At 61.0% G+C, this 12,958-nt stretch carries 15 protein-coding genes; 12 read left to right on the top strand and 3 right to left on the bottom strand.

Annotation, left to right across the window (positions count from 1 at the left end):
* Window positions 1–70 precede the first annotated feature (70 nt).
* The 3 genes from ACSQ17_RS10425 (at window position 71) to ACSQ17_RS10415 (ending at window position 3,000) form a co-directional block, all read left to right on the top strand.
* Entirely contained in the window at window positions 71–1,000 is a 930-nt protein-coding gene (locus tag ACSQ17_RS10425; RefSeq protein WP_233685677.1) for an AEC family transporter, read from the top strand.
* Between the two features lie 93 nt (window positions 1,001–1,093).
* The gene (locus tag ACSQ17_RS10420) at window positions 1,094–2,152 is read left to right on the top strand and encodes a PA0069 family radical SAM protein (protein WP_436068536.1); all 1,059 of its coding nucleotides are present in this window, start codon (window positions 1,094–1,096) and stop codon (window positions 2,150–2,152) included.
* Window positions 2,153–2,271: 119 nt separating this feature from the next.
* Window positions 2,272–3,000 (top strand): carbonic anhydrase, encoded by a 729-nt coding sequence (locus ACSQ17_RS10415; RefSeq protein ID WP_233685675.1) that lies wholly within the window; start codon window positions 2,272–2,274, stop codon window positions 2,998–3,000.
* Window positions 3,001–3,029: 29 nt separating this feature from the next.
* Here the strand turns inward: ACSQ17_RS10415 and ACSQ17_RS10410 are convergent, their stop codons facing one another.
* Entirely contained in the window at window positions 3,030–3,686 is a 657-nt protein-coding gene (locus ACSQ17_RS10410; protein WP_436068535.1) for a hypothetical protein, read from the bottom strand.
* Between the two features lie 362 nt (window positions 3,687–4,048).
* On the opposite strand from ACSQ17_RS10410, the gene coxB reads away from it, so the two are divergent.
* Genes coxB through ACSQ17_RS10390 form a run of 4 tightly spaced genes read left to right on the top strand, consistent with a single transcriptional unit; the run spans window position 4,049 to window position 8,269 of the window.
* Window positions 4,049–5,173 (top strand): cytochrome c oxidase subunit II, encoded by a 1,125-nt coding sequence (gene coxB / locus ACSQ17_RS10405; protein ID WP_436068534.1) that lies wholly within the window; start codon window positions 4,049–4,051, stop codon window positions 5,171–5,173.
* Window positions 5,174–5,177: 4 nt separating this feature from the next.
* Window positions 5,178–6,782: a cytochrome c oxidase subunit I gene (gene ctaD, locus ACSQ17_RS10400; RefSeq protein ID WP_436068533.1), complete on the top strand. Its 1,605-nt coding sequence runs from the start codon at window positions 5,178–5,180 to the stop codon at window positions 6,780–6,782.
* Between the two features lie 11 nt (window positions 6,783–6,793).
* Window positions 6,794–7,360, top strand: coding sequence for a cytochrome c oxidase assembly protein (locus ACSQ17_RS10395; protein ID WP_436068532.1), 567 nt, complete (start codon window positions 6,794–6,796; stop codon window positions 7,358–7,360).
* A 12-nt stretch (window positions 7,361–7,372) separates the two neighbouring features.
* Complete coding sequence (locus ACSQ17_RS10390) at window positions 7,373–8,269, top strand: cytochrome c oxidase subunit 3 (RefSeq protein WP_233685670.1); 897 nt, start codon at window positions 7,373–7,375, stop codon at window positions 8,267–8,269.
* Between the two features lie 5 nt (window positions 8,270–8,274).
* On the opposite strand, the gene ACSQ17_RS10385 is transcribed toward ACSQ17_RS10390, so the two are convergent.
* Window positions 8,275–8,478, bottom strand: a complete 204-nt coding sequence (locus tag ACSQ17_RS10385; protein WP_233685669.1) for a twin transmembrane helix small protein — start codon at window positions 8,476–8,478, stop codon at window positions 8,275–8,277.
* Between the two features lie 88 nt (window positions 8,479–8,566).
* On the opposite strand from ACSQ17_RS10385, the gene ACSQ17_RS10380 reads away from it, so the two are divergent.
* Genes ACSQ17_RS10380 through ACSQ17_RS10360 form a run of 5 tightly spaced genes read left to right on the top strand, consistent with a single transcriptional unit; the run spans window position 8,567 to window position 12,491 of the window.
* Window positions 8,567–9,298, top strand: a complete 732-nt coding sequence (locus ACSQ17_RS10380; protein ID WP_436068531.1) for an SURF1 family protein — start codon at window positions 8,567–8,569, stop codon at window positions 9,296–9,298.
* Entirely contained in the window at window positions 9,273–9,857 is a 585-nt protein-coding gene (locus ACSQ17_RS10375; RefSeq protein ID WP_436068530.1) for a hypothetical protein, read from the top strand. Before ACSQ17_RS10380 ends, ACSQ17_RS10375 begins: the two co-directional genes overlap by 26 nt.
* Before the next feature lie 25 nt (window positions 9,858–9,882).
* Window positions 9,883–10,923, top strand: coding sequence for a COX15/CtaA family protein (locus ACSQ17_RS10370; RefSeq protein WP_436068529.1), 1,041 nt, complete (start codon window positions 9,883–9,885; stop codon window positions 10,921–10,923).
* Window positions 10,924–10,947: 24 nt separating this feature from the next.
* The gene (cyoE, locus tag ACSQ17_RS10365; protein WP_436068528.1) at window positions 10,948–11,847 is read left to right on the top strand and encodes a heme o synthase; all 900 of its coding nucleotides are present in this window, start codon (window positions 10,948–10,950) and stop codon (window positions 11,845–11,847) included.
* Window positions 11,848–11,858: 11 nt separating this feature from the next.
* Entirely contained in the window at window positions 11,859–12,491 is a 633-nt protein-coding gene (locus tag ACSQ17_RS10360; protein ID WP_436068527.1) for an SCO family protein, read from the top strand.
* A gap of 4 nt (window positions 12,492–12,495) precedes the next feature.
* Here ACSQ17_RS10360 and ACSQ17_RS10355 read toward each other — a convergent pair whose 3' ends face one another.
* Window positions 12,496–12,921 (bottom strand): VOC family protein, encoded by a 426-nt coding sequence (locus ACSQ17_RS10355; RefSeq protein WP_339525068.1) that lies wholly within the window; start codon window positions 12,919–12,921, stop codon window positions 12,496–12,498.
* Between the last annotated feature and the right edge of the window lie 37 nt (window positions 12,922–12,958).

Here is a 12,958-nt window from a genome sequence, read left to right as displayed (position 1 = left end):
TGGTCAGGTAAAACAGCCTAATACCAGTATCGAACTTGCGTCACCCTACGCGGCTGACCAAGATGGGCGCTTGCTGTTATTAGGGGTTGTCGTGATCGAACTGCTGCTGGCCTTGTGGCCATTGTTTGCCCTGATCGTTGCGGGCTATTACCTGCGCCGCTGGGCGTTCCCCAATGAAGCGTTCTGGCCAGGGGCCGAGCGGCTTAATTATTTTGTGCTGTTCCCGGCGCTGCTGTTCAGCAGCCTGGCGAATGCGCCGCTGGATAACCCGGCGTTGCCGCGCCTGGGGCTGGCCGTGCTGCTGGCGCTGGGCATTGCCTGGCTGGCGCTGTTGCTGGTGCGCCGGGTGCGCGGTTGGCCAGCGGGGCGTTTTGGTGCCTTCAGCCAGGGCATTCTGCGCTTCAACACTTACCTCGGGCTGGCGGCGGTGGGCAGCCTGTTCGGCCAGGAAGGCCTGACCCTGGCGGCCATCATGCTCGCCCTGATGGTGCCGACGGTGAATGTGCTGTCCGTCTGGTCGCTGACCGCCGAGCGTGGCGTCAGCGCGCGCAGCCTGTTGCTGCCGATCCTGAAGAATCCATTGATCCTTGCCTGCCTGGGCGGCGCGCTGGTCAACCTCAGTGGCCTTGGTCTGCCGGGCGGCAGTGACCGTTTGCTCAGCCTGCTAGCCGCCGCCAGCCTGCCGTTGGGTCTGCTCTGTGTTGGGGCCGCGCTGAAACCTGAGCAGTTGGGCGGCGAGATTCCGGCCCTGGGGTGGAACAGCCTGCTGCGTCTGTTGGGCATGCCGATGCTGGCTTGGGCGGTGGCCTATGGTCTGCACCTGCCGGCGATGGAGAGCACTGTGCTGGTGCTGTTCTTTGCCCTGCCAACTGCGCCAACGGCCTATGTCTTGACCCGCCAGCTGGGCGGCGATAGCCAGTTGATGGCCGGTATCATTACCCTGCAAACCCTGCTGGCGGCGGCCAGTTTGCCGCTGTTGCTACTGTTGGTGGCGGGTTGATTCCTCTCCCTGGTTAAGCCTGGGCGGACGGTCGGCGCTTGGTGATGCACACAAATTACTGTATTTATATACAGTAATTTGTGGAGTCAGCTTATGTCCATTTCTCTGCCACCGCGCGGTCGCGGTACCGCCAGTAATCCGCATAACCGCTTTGCGCCACAGCGCATTATCGCCACTGACGATGGCTGGTTGCAGGAGGTGCCGCCCAGCCGGGCGACCGAGGTGCGTTGCGAAACCGCGAAAAGCATCATCACCCGCAATCAGTCGCCCGACCTGCCCTTCGACCGTTCACTCAATCCCTACCGCGGCTGTGAACATGGCTGCATTTATTGCTACGCCAGGCCCAGCCACGCGTATTGGGATTTGTCGCCGGGGCTGGACTTCGAAACCAAGTTGATCGCCAAGACCAACGCTGTGGCCTTGCTTGAGCAACAGCTGAGCAAGCCCGGCTATGTCTGTGCGCCGATCAACCTGGGTTCCAACACCGATCCCTATCAACCGATCGAGCGCCAGCACCTGCTGACCCGCAACAGCCTCAAGGTGCTGCTCGACTACCGCCACCCGGTCACTATCGTCACCAAGGGTTCGCTGATCCTGCGTGACCTCGACTTGCTCGCCGAGCTGGCGCAGCAGCGTCTGGTGGCGGTCATGATCAGCCTGACCACTCTGGACGACGAGCTCAAACGCATCATGGAACCGCGCGCCGCTGCGCCGGCGGCACGTCTGCGGGCGATCCGCGTGCTGCGTGATAACCGCATTCCGGTCGGTGTGCTGTGCTCGCCGATGATCCCGATGATCAATGACATGGAGCTGGAGCATCTGTTGGCCGCAGCCAAGGAGGCCGGCGCACAGAGTGCCAACTACATGCTGCTGCGCCTGCCGCGCGAAGTGGCGCCACTGTTCGAGGAGTGGTTGCAGGCGCACTACCCGCAGCGCGCCGAGCATGTGCTCAGTCTGATCCGCCAGAGCCGTGGCGGCGCGTTGTATGACAGCCGCTTCGGTGAGCGCTTTCGCGGTGAGGGTGCCTTTGCCGAGTTGCTGGCGCAACGCTTCGCCCTGGCCAGTAAGCGCCTGGGCCTGCATCGGCGCGAGGGCTTTAACCTCGACTGCTCACGGTTCTGCCCGCCGGGTGGCCAGCTGGCACTGCTCTGAACAATCGGCAAAGTGTGGTGGTTGCTGCCCGTGTCAGTGGCGGTAACATTTACCATGTGACTCGCCAGCGGGCTTGGCTGTCGCTTTAGCAGATTTTTTCAGGTCCAGAGGTCGCAAACATGCCATACAAGCATCAGTTGATCCCGTTGCAGGGGCGCACCGGCAGTGAGAGTGCTGAAGAAGCACTGCAGAGCATCGTCGACGGTTTCAAACGCTTTCGCAGTGAGGTGTTTCCGCAACAGGAAGAGCTGTTCAAGAAGCTCGCCACTGCACAGAACCCGCGCGCGATGTTTATCACCTGCGCCGACTCGCGGGTGGTGCCGGAGCTGATTACCCAGAGCTCGCCAGGCGACCTGTTCGTCAACCGTAACGTCGGCAACGTGGTGCCGGCCTACGGACAGATGATGGGCGGCGTGTCCACCGCCATCGAGTACGCGGTGCTGGCGCTGGGCGTGCAACACATCATCGTCTGTGGCCACTCTGACTGTGGTGCGATGAAGGCCGTGCTGGCCCCTGAGACCCTGGAGAGCATGCCGACGGTGAAGGCCTGGCTGCGTCACAGCGAAGTGGCGCTCAAGGTGGTCGAGGCAAACTGCGGCTGTGAAGGTCATGACAGGCTGGGCATTCTCACTGAGGAGAACGTGGTGGCCCAGCTCAATCACCTGTGTACTCACCCGTCGGTTGCGGCACGCGTGGCCAGCGGCCAGCTGTTTATCCACGGCTGGGTGTATGACATCGAAACCAGCGAGATCAAGGCCTACGACGCGGAGAAGGGCGAGTTCCGCCTGATCGGTGAGGGCCCACTGCCGATGGCCACTCCCCGCGCGCGCTATCTGCCGAGCAGCTAGTCAGCAACCGCGCGAGGGGTTAAGGCGTGCTAACCCACCGCGCGGGTTTCACCCAGTTGCAGCTCAACCCCGAGCTGCCGCGACAGGCATGGCCAGCGTTGCCAGGCCGCCTCGGTCTGTGGGCTGTGCAGGCGCTCGCGATAGGCCTGCACCGAATCCTGGGCAAAGCTGGCATCGTCGAGCATGCCATCAACGGCGTGATGCACTGCTTCATCCAGCTGATTGGCAAAGGGTTCGCCGATCAACTGGTGGGCGATCAGATTGGCCACCGTGGTATCCAGTGGAATCAGTGGCGCGCCCAAGTGGGTGATGTAGCGGTCATTCACCTCTTCAACCAGGCGGTGAGCCAGGTAAGCCTCATCCAGCAACCCTTCCAACCCTTCATGCCCGGCCATCAGTGCCGGTGGCTGCAAAAAGAACTGCTCGGCCACCTTGAGCACCGGTTTGATTTGCGCCTCGATCCCGGCTTCGCGGGCCACCTGCTGGGCTGCCTGCAGCAGCTCCGGCACCTGTTCGATATAAGCGCTGACAAAGCGCTGCAGCACGCCGTCAGTGTCACTGTTGGGCAGGCGAATGGACGGGTGTAACTGATCCAGATGGTTGCGCATCTGTTCGGCCAACTGACCTGTGCTGGCTTCGTGTTGTTGCGCGCGCTGGATCAGTTGCTGCAATGCGGCGATGTTCATGACGGCTCCTGAATTAAGGACATGGGCGAGAACCTTAGCTGGCTCAGCGCATCTGCTAAGACCCGATTGTCATAATTATTAAACAGTTATACGAGTCGGCTATATAAGCCATCGCAGATTTCCGTCGATCCCACGGCTGCCGCGGCTTTCAGCATGGGCTTTGTGGCCTTCACCTCATTTCGGCTTTCGCGTTGCCAGGTGCAAGTCCGTGTCTATACTCGAATTCGAAAGGCAGTACCTGATAACTCCGAATCAGCTGCGGCACGGACAGTTTTCACAAGCATTTTCACCGTGAAGATGTGTGATGGCTTAGCCACTGACCGATTCGGCGGGATAACAAGAACAATTAAGGGGAACCCGCAATGATGCGACATCCACGAGTCTGGATGGGCCTCCTGTTGTGGTTGGTATTCAGCTCGGCGCACGCCAGCTGGGGCGTCAACATGACGCCAGGTGCCACCGAGGTCAGCCGCTCCGTATTTGACTTGCACATGACCATCTTCTGGATCTGCGTCGTGATCGGCGTGCTCGTCTTCGGCGCGATGTTCTGGTCGATGCTCGTCCACCGCCGCTCGACAGGCCAAGAGCCGGCACACTTCCACGAAAGCACCACGGTCGAGATTCTCTGGACAGTCGTTCCGTTGATCATCCTGGTGCTGATGGCCATACCAGCCACCAAGACCCTGATCGAAATCTACGACTCCAGCGAGTCGGAGCTGGATATTCAGGTCACCGGCTACCAGTGGAAGTGGCACTACAAATACCTGGGTGAAGACGTCGAGTTCTTCAGCAACCTGGCGACCCCCAAAGATCAGATCAATAACAAGGCCAGCAAAGGCGAGCACTACCTGCTGGAGGTCGACGAGCCATTGGTGGTGCCGGTCGGCACCAAGGTGCGCTTTCTGATCACTGCCGCCGATGTCATCCACTCCTGGTGGGTGCCGGCACTGGCGGTGAAGAAGGATGCCATCCCCGGTTTCGTCAACGAATCCTGGACGCGCATCGACGAGCCCGGCATCTACCGTGGCCAGTGCACCGAACTGTGCGGCAAGGATCACGGCTTTATGCCGGTGGTGGTCGAAGCCAAATCAAAAGAGGACTACGCCGCCTGGCTCGCCGAGCGCAAGCAGAAGGCCGCCGCGGAGAAGGAGCTGACCAGCAAGGAATGGACGCTTGAAGAGCTGATGGCCCGCGGTGAGAAGTCCTATCAGACCAACTGCGCCTCCTGTCACCAGCCGACTGGCGAAGGCCTGCCGCCGATGTTCCCGGCGCTCAAGGGTTCGGCCATCGCCACCGGGCCGGCTGCCGGGCATATCGGCATCGTGGTCAACGGCAAGCCGGGCACCTCCATGGCCGCCTTCGGCAAGCAACTGTCGGAAGTCGATATCGCCGCCATCATCACCTACGAACGCAATGCCTGGGGCAATGCGGTAGGCGACATGGTCACGCCGAAAGACATCCTCGCGTTCAAACAGGCTCAGGAGTAAGGACATGAGTGCAGTGATCGATCCGGGCCACGCTGGCCACGGTCATGCCGGACATGACCATCACCACGGCCCGGCCAAAGGCCTGATGCGCTGGGTGTTGACCACCAACCATAAAGACATCGGCACGATGTACCTGTGGTTCAGCTTCGCCATGTTCCTGCTGGGCGGCAGCATGGCCATGGTGATTCGTGCCGAGCTGTTCCAGCCGGGCCTGCAGATCGTGCAGCCGGAATTCTTCAACCAGATGACCACCATGCATGGCCTGATCATGGTCTTCGGCGCGGTAATGCCAGCCTTCGTCGGCCTGGCCAACTGGATGATTCCGCTGATGATCGGCGCGCCGGACATGGCCCTGCCGCGGATGAACAACTTCAGCTTCTGGTTGCTGCCGGCGGCCTTTGGCATGTTGGTCAGCACGTTGTTCATGGAGGGCGGCGGGCCGAACTTCGGCTGGACCTTCTATGCGCCGCTGTCGACCACCTACGCGCCGGAGTCGGTGACCTTCTTCATCTTCGCCGTGCACCTGATGGGTATCAGCTCGATCATGGGGGCGATCAACGTGGTCGCCACCATCCTCAACCTGCGTGCCCCTGGCATGACCCTGATGAAGATGCCGCTGTTCGTCTGGACCTGGCTGATCACCGCCTTCCTGCTGATCGCGGTGATGCCGGTTCTGGCCGGTTGCGTGACCATGATGCTGATGGACATCCACTTCGGCACCAGCTTCTTTAGCGCAGCCGGTGGCGGTGACCCGGTGCTGTTCCAGCACGTGTTCTGGTTCTTCGGCCATCCCGAGGTGTACATCATGATCCTGCCGGCCTTCGGCGCGGTCAGTGCAATCATCCCGGCCTTCGCGCGCAAACCGCTGTTCGGCTACACCTCGATGGTCTATGCGACGGCGAGCATCGCGTTCCTGTCGTTTATCGTCTGGGCGCACCACATGTTCACCGTCGGCATTCCGCTGACCGGTGAACTGTTCTTCATGTACGCCACCATGCTGATTGCCGTGCCCACTGGGGTGAAGGTATTCAATTGGGCCAGCACCATGTGGCGCGGCTCGATGACCTTCGAAACGCCCATGCTGTTTTCGGTGGCCTTCGTCATCCTGTTCACCATCGGCGGTTTCTCCGGGTTGATGTTGGCCATCGCCCCGGCGGACTTCCAGTACCACGACACCTACTTCGTGGTGGCGCATTTCCACTATGTGCTGGTGCCCGGCGCGATCTTCGGCATCTTCGCCTCGGCTTACTACTGGCTGCCGAAGTGGACCGGGCACATGTACGACGAAACCCTCGGCAAGCTGCATTTCTGGATGAGTTTCGTCGGCATGAACCTGGCGTTCTTCCCGATGCACTTTGTCGGCCTGGCCGGCATGCCGCGGCGTATCCCTGACTACAACATGATGTTCGCCAACTTCAACATGGTGTCGAGCATCGGCGCCTTCATGTTCGGCGCAACCCAGTTGCTGTTCCTGTTTATCGTCATCAAGTGCATTCGTGGCGGTAAACCAGCACCGGCAAAACCCTGGGATGGTGCCGAAGGGCTGGAGTGGTCGGTGCCGTCCCCCGCGCCTTACCACACCTTTAGCACACCGCCGGACGTGAAATAAGGAGCGCGGCCATGAGCGAAGCCCTGTCGACCCGCCGTCTGGTTATCCGCCTGTGTCTGGTGGTGGTGGCCATGTTCGGCTTCGGCTTCGCCCTAGTGCCGATCTATGACGTGATGTGCCAGGCCTTCGGCATCAACGGCAAAACCGCCGGTGCCTATCAGGCGGGCAGCCAGACGGTGGATGAAGATCGTCAGGTGCGGGTGCAGTTTCTCGCCACCAATGCTGCCGAGATGGTCTGGGAGTTCGGCCCTCAGGCGGATGAAGTGGTGGTGCATCCGGGCGACAGCACGCAAATGCTGTTTATTGCTCACAACCCCACTGACAAGCCGATGACTGCCCAGGCGATTCCTAGCGTGGCACCGTCCAAGGCTGCGGCTTATTTCCATAAGACCGAATGCTTTTGCTTTACCCAGCAGGTTCTGCAACCCGGCGAGCGCATCGAGATGCCGGTGCAATTTATCGTCGATCGAGACTTACCGGCAGATGTTCGCCACCTGACCCTGGCCTACACCTTGTTTGACGTTACCGCGCGCATCCCGCCGGTGGCACAGGCGACCCTCACCCGGGCGGCTCCATAAGGAGAACAATAAATGTCGAGTCATGAAAGCCACGAAAACTATTACGTCCCGGCCCAGAGCAAATGGCCGATCATCGCCACGTTGGGCATGCTGTTTTCGGTGTACGGCGTGGGTACCTGGTTCAACGATCTGAAGGCGGATCGCGCCGACTCCAATGGCCCGCTGATCTTCTTTATCGGCGGTCTGTTTCTCGCCTACATGCTGTTCGGCTGGTTCGGCAACGTGATCAAGGAAAGTCGCGGTGGCCTCTACAGCCCGCAGATGGATCGCTCGTTCCGCTGGGGCATGAGCTGGTTCATCTTCTCCGAGGTGATGTTCTTTGCGGCGTTCTTTGGTGTGTTGTTCTACGTGCGCACCTGGGCCGGGCCCTGGCTTGGTGGCGAGGGCGACAAGGGTATCGCCAACATGCTCTGGCCGGGTTTCGAGTACAGCTGGCCGATGCTCAACACCCCTGATCCAAAACTCTATCCGGCGCCCAGTGGGGTGATTGGTGCCTGGGGGCTGCCGCTGATCAATACCATTTTGCTGGTGACCTCCAGCTTCACCCTGACGTTTGCCCACCATGCGCTGCGCAAGAATCACCGTAAACCGCTAACTCTGTGGCTGGCGCTGACCGTGCTGCTTGGTATCGCCTTTCTGGTGCTGCAGGTCGAGGAATATATCCATGCCTACACCGAACTGGGCTTGACCCTCGGCTCAGGTATCTACGGCGCCACCTTCTTTATGCTCACCGGCTTTCACGGTGCCCACGTGACTTTGGGGGCCCTGATGCTGAGCATCATGCTGATTCGGGTGATCCGTGGCCATTTCAGCCCCGAGCAACATTTCGGTTTCGAAGCGGCGGCCTGGTACTGGCACTTTGTCGATGTGGTGTGGATTGGCCTGTTTGTCTTCGTTTACGTGCTGTGAGGTGTTTACCAGGTGACGTGGGAAACCAGCTGGCCGCTGTAGAAGCCCCAGGTCACCAGCGCAATGGTCAGGGCCGTCAGCGTAACGCGCAGGGTCAGGGCGTTGACCACCCGTGAGGTGCGGCCTTCGTCCTTGACCAGAAAGAACAGACCACTGAACAGGCTGACCAGAGTCGCCAGCAATAACAGGATGATCGCGGCTTTGAGCATGCGTGACTCCCAAGCGGAACTTCGGGGGAAGGGAAATGCGCTTCAGCTGCAGTATAGCCAGCTTATTCAGGGCTCCGGGGAGGTTGCTATGAGCGCCTTCCGTCCTGGCTGGCTGCCCAGCGTACTGGTGCTGCTGCTGTTTCCCTGCCTGATCGTCCTGGGTTTCTGGCAGCTGGCTCGGGCCGAAGAAAAGCGTGAGCTACTGGCCGCCCATCAAGCCCAACAGTTGGCTGCACCGATCAGCATTGATGAGCTGGAGCGGTATCCCGATCCGGCTTACCAGCGTGTGCAGTTGCAGGGCTATTTTGATGCACGGCATACCCTGCTGCTGGACAACCGCACCCGCGACGGCAAAGTCGGGGTGGAAGTGCTGCAACCCTTCTACGATCAGGCCAGCGGCCTCTGGCTGCTGCTCAATCGCGGCTGGCTGCCCTGGCCGGATCGGCGTATTACCCCCACTTTCGCCACTCCAGATACGCCGTTGCGCCTGCAGGCCACTGTGTATGTGCCGCCAGGGGAGGCCTTTCAGCTACAGAATACGCCGCCAGCTGGAGATTGGCCGCGTGTGGTCAGCGAGGTCAAGCCCGAAGCCCTGTGGCAGCAATTGGGGCGTGGCGGGCTGAGTTACGAAGTACGTCTGCTACCTGGCCCGGCGTCATTCCAGGGCGACTGGCCAGTGGTGGCCATGAGCCCGGACAAACACCTGGGCTATGCCGTGCAATGGTTCGCCCTGGCGGCGGCGTTGCTCGGCCTGTTTATCTATCTCGGTCTATCTAATGCGCGGGAGACTCGCCATGAACCCAGCCATCGCCCTGCCTGAAGTGTCGCCCAGCCAGCGTCGCCGTGGGCGGCTGCAACTGATCCTGATTCTGGCCGTGGTGATTGGCCCGATGCTTCTGGCCAGCGCCATGTATCAGTGGCGTTTCTGGGTGCCGGAAACCCGCAGCTATCACGGTGAACTGATCGGCACCGGGCAGACCCGTGCTGACCTCGGCGTGCTCGGTGCCGACGAGCAGCGTTGGCAACTGCTAGTCACTGTGCCGGATGCCTGCGATAGCGCCTGCAAGGAACTGGTGTTTCTCGCCCGTCAGGTGCATATCGGCCTCAACCGCGATGTCGGCCGCGCCGCGCATGGTCTGGCGACTGCTCAGCCACTGAGCGATGACTACGACGCCCAGCTGCACCGTGAATACCCGCAACTGGCGCGCTACCAGCTGCAACTGGATGCCTATGGCAAGACCGCCGGCAAGGCCGAAGGCGCGCAGCTGTGGATCGTCGACCCGCACGGCAATCTGGTGTTGCGTTATGACGCCACCAGCAAGGGCAAGGCGATTCTCAATGACCTGCGACATCTGCTGAAAATCTCCCAGATCGGCTAATGCCAAAAACGGCTAAGGACTGATGATGAGCAAGCCCGGTTACCGTTTTGCCCTGTTCGCCACGCTGCTGGCGGTCGTGGTGGTGCTGCTCGGTGCCTACACCCGCCTGACCCACGCGGGCCTCGGTTGCCCGGACTGGCCTGGTTGCTACGGTTTTATTGGCGTACCGATGAGCGAGCACAAGCAGACCCTGGCCGAAGCGCGTTTTCCCGAAGCACCAGTGGAAGTGGCCAAGGGCTGGTACGAGATGATTCACCGCTACTTCGCCGGCAGCCTTGGCCTGGTGATTCTCGGTTTGGCTGTGCAGGCGTTGCGTCGGCGCAACGAGTCGGCTCAGCCCCTGAAACTGCCCCTGTTGTTACTCGGTCTGGTGATCCTGCAGGCGGCTTTCGGCATGTGGACGGTCACCCTTAAGCTTTGGCCGCAGGTGGTGACGGCCCATCTGCTGGGCGGCTTTGCCACCCTCAGCCTGCTGTTTCTTTTAACCCTGCGCCTATCCGGTAAGGTGGCCGCCTTGGCCAATTTACCCGCACGACTGCGTAGCCTGGCCGCGCTCGGCCTGCTGCTGGTGATCGGGCAGATCGCCCTTGGCGGCTGGGTCAGCAGCAACTATGCCGCCGTTGCCTGTGTTGACCTGCCCACCTGTCATGGCGAATGGTGGCCGGCGATGGACTTCGCCAACGGCTTTCACCTGACCCAACATATCGGCCCTAATTATCTCGGTGGCCAACTCGACAGCGATGCGCGCACCGCCATCCATATGACTCACCGTATCGGTGCGCTGCTGGTGACCCTGGTGCTGCTGCTCCTGGCCTGGCAACTGCAACGCAATGGTCTGGCGCGTCTGGCCGGTTTGCTGGTGCTGGCCCTGGCGGTGCAAATCAGTCTGGGTATCAGCAACGTGGTGTTTCATCTGCCGTTGCTGGTGGCGGTGGCGCATAACCTCGGCGGCGCGGCTCTGCTGCTGACCCTGGTACTGATCAATTACCGACTGCGCAGCCCTGCATGGCTGACATCCCCCGCAACAGACGCGCCCGCCGGCTTCGCCGCGTTGCCCGGCAAATAACCAGAACAATCGAGGAGAGACCTTATGGCTACTCTAGTGCGCGAACAGCAAGCCCACGCCAGTTGGCGCGATTATCTGGAACTGACCAAGCCGCGGGTGGTGGTGCTGATGCTGATCACCTCCCTGGTCGGCATGTTTCTCGCCACCCGTGCGGGTGTGGCCTGGGAAGTGCTGATCTTCGGCAACCTGGGTATCGGCCTGTGTGCCGGCGCGGCGGCGGCGGTCAACCATGTGGTGGATCGGCGCATCGACTCGATCATGGCGCGCACCCACAAGCGTCCGGTCACCGCCGGGCGCCTGTCGCCGGTGGCGGCGCTGGGCTTTGCTCTGTTACTGGCGGTGGCCGGCATGGCCTTGCTGCTGACCTTTACCAACGAGCTGGCCGCCTGGCTGACCCTGGCCTCCTTGCTCGGCTACGCGGTGCTCTACACCGGCTTTCTCAAGCGCGCCACGCCACAGAATATTGTTATCGGCGGCCTGGCCGGCGCAGCACCACCGCTGCTTGGCTGGGTCGCAGTCACCGGGCATATCAGCGCCGAACCGCTGCTGCTGGTGCTGATCATCTTCGCCTGGACGCCGCCGCATTTCTGGGCCCTGGCCATCCACCGCAAGGAGGAATACGCCAAGGCCGATATCCCTATGCTGCCGGTGACCCATGGCGAGCACTACACCAAGGTGCATATCCTGCTCTACACCCTGGTGATGTTTGCCGTGACCCTGTTGCCTTACGCCATTCATATGAGCGGGCTGCTCTATCTTGCCTGCGCTGTGGTTCTGGGCGGGCGTTTTCTGTACTGGGCGGTGGTGTTGTACCGTGACAGCAAACCGCATGCGGCGATCAACACCTTCAAGTACAGCATCTGGTATCTTTTCGCGCTGTTTATCGCCCTGCTGGTCGACCACTATCTGCTGTTAAACCTGTAATCGTTGGTGCCATGACCCGAACCCAGATCACCGTTTTTGTTCTCGTTGCCATCGTTGCCCTGGTGCTGGGCCTGACCGTCAACAAGGTGCTGACCAGCAAGGGCCAGGGTGATCCCACCGTGCTGCTGGATGCCGGCATTGTGCTGCTGCCACAGAGCCGCAGCCTGCCGGAGTTGAGCCTGACCAACCAGGATGGTCAGACCGTGGCGGTTGATCAGCTCAAGGACCAGTGGAGCCTGCTGTTCTTCGGTTACACCTTCTGCCCGGATATCTGCCCGGCCACCCTCGCCCAGTTGCGCCAGCTGCAAGGCCAGCTACCGCCAGAAACGCTGGCCAAGCTGCGGATCGTGCTGGTTACGGTGGATCCGCACCGTGATACGCCGGAGCAGTTGAAGAAGTACCTGGATTATTTCGATGCCGGTTTTATCGGTCTGACTGGCGAAGAGGCGACCATCCAGAAGCTGGCCAACGGTGTCAGCATTCCGTTTATCCCAGCCGATACCAGCAAGGAAAACTACACCGTCGATCACAGCGGCAACCTGGTGTTGATCGGCCCTGACGGCAAGCAGCGCGGTTTTATCCGCGCGCCGATCAACAACACCAAGCTGGCCGCGCAGCTGCCCGGCCTACTCGATCGCCCATAACGCGCTATTTGGCAAATAGCTGGCTGATGTCCTTGAACGCCTTGAACTCCAAGGCGTTGCCGCACGGGTCGAGCAGGAACAGCGTGGCCTGTTCGCCCACCTGGCCGGCGAAGCGCACATAGGGCTCGATCACGAATTGCGTGCCCTTGGCCTGTAGCCGCGCCGCCAGTGTTTGCCAATCCTCCCAGCCCAATACCACACCGAAATGCGGCACTGGTACGTCGTGGCCGTCCACCGGGTTGCTGTGCGCGGCTTCCTGGTAAGCCATCTTCGGCGCCTGGTGAATCACCAACTGGTGACCGAAGAAATCGAAATCCACCCAGTGGTCGCTGCTGCGGCCCTCCGCGCAGCCGAACACCTCACCATAGAAATGCCGTGCGGCAGCCAGGTCGTAGACGGGAATAGCCAGGTGAAAGGGTGCGAGAGCCATGCTGAAATTCCTTGAACGGGTGGTCTGCCAGATTCTC

Source organism: Pseudomonas sp. LjRoot71 (genome assembly GCF_964253255.1).
In the GTDB taxonomy this organism is placed as follows: Bacteria; Pseudomonadota; Gammaproteobacteria; order Pseudomonadales; family Pseudomonadaceae; genus Aquipseudomonas.
The sequence above is the reverse complement of the archived record's forward strand: the minus strand, read 5'-3'. Positions and strand labels throughout refer to the sequence as shown.

Excerpts from the sequence above, each read along its gene's own strand:
- ACSQ17_RS10420 (WP_436068536.1), top strand. The coding sequence starts at position 1,094 with ATGTCCATTTCTCTGCCACCGCGCGGTCGCGGTACCGCCAGTAATCCG.
- ACSQ17_RS10415 (WP_233685675.1), top strand. The coding sequence starts at position 2,272 with ATGCCATACAAGCATCAGTTGATCCCGTTGCAGGGGCGCACCGGCAGT.
- ACSQ17_RS10410 (WP_436068535.1), bottom strand. The coding sequence starts at position 3,686 with ATGAACATCGCCGCATTGCAGCAACTGATCCAGCGCGCGCAACAACAC.
- coxB (WP_436068534.1), top strand. The coding sequence starts at position 4,049 with ATGATGCGACATCCACGAGTCTGGATGGGCCTCCTGTTGTGGTTGGTA.
- ctaD (WP_436068533.1), top strand. The coding sequence starts at position 5,178 with ATGAGTGCAGTGATCGATCCGGGCCACGCTGGCCACGGTCATGCCGGA.
- ACSQ17_RS10395 (WP_436068532.1), top strand. The coding sequence starts at position 6,794 with ATGAGCGAAGCCCTGTCGACCCGCCGTCTGGTTATCCGCCTGTGTCTG.
- ACSQ17_RS10390 (WP_233685670.1), top strand. The coding sequence starts at position 7,373 with ATGTCGAGTCATGAAAGCCACGAAAACTATTACGTCCCGGCCCAGAGC.
- ACSQ17_RS10385 (WP_233685669.1), bottom strand. The coding sequence starts at position 8,478 with ATGCTCAAAGCCGCGATCATCCTGTTATTGCTGGCGACTCTGGTCAGC.
- ACSQ17_RS10380 (WP_436068531.1), top strand. The coding sequence starts at position 8,567 with ATGAGCGCCTTCCGTCCTGGCTGGCTGCCCAGCGTACTGGTGCTGCTG.
- ACSQ17_RS10375 (WP_436068530.1), top strand. The coding sequence starts at position 9,273 with ATGAACCCAGCCATCGCCCTGCCTGAAGTGTCGCCCAGCCAGCGTCGC.
- ACSQ17_RS10370 (WP_436068529.1), top strand. The coding sequence starts at position 9,883 with ATGAGCAAGCCCGGTTACCGTTTTGCCCTGTTCGCCACGCTGCTGGCG.
- cyoE (WP_436068528.1), top strand. The coding sequence starts at position 10,948 with ATGGCTACTCTAGTGCGCGAACAGCAAGCCCACGCCAGTTGGCGCGAT.
- ACSQ17_RS10360 (WP_436068527.1), top strand. The coding sequence starts at position 11,859 with ATGACCCGAACCCAGATCACCGTTTTTGTTCTCGTTGCCATCGTTGCC.
- ACSQ17_RS10355 (WP_339525068.1), bottom strand. The coding sequence starts at position 12,921 with ATGGCTCTCGCACCCTTTCACCTGGCTATTCCCGTCTACGACCTGGCT.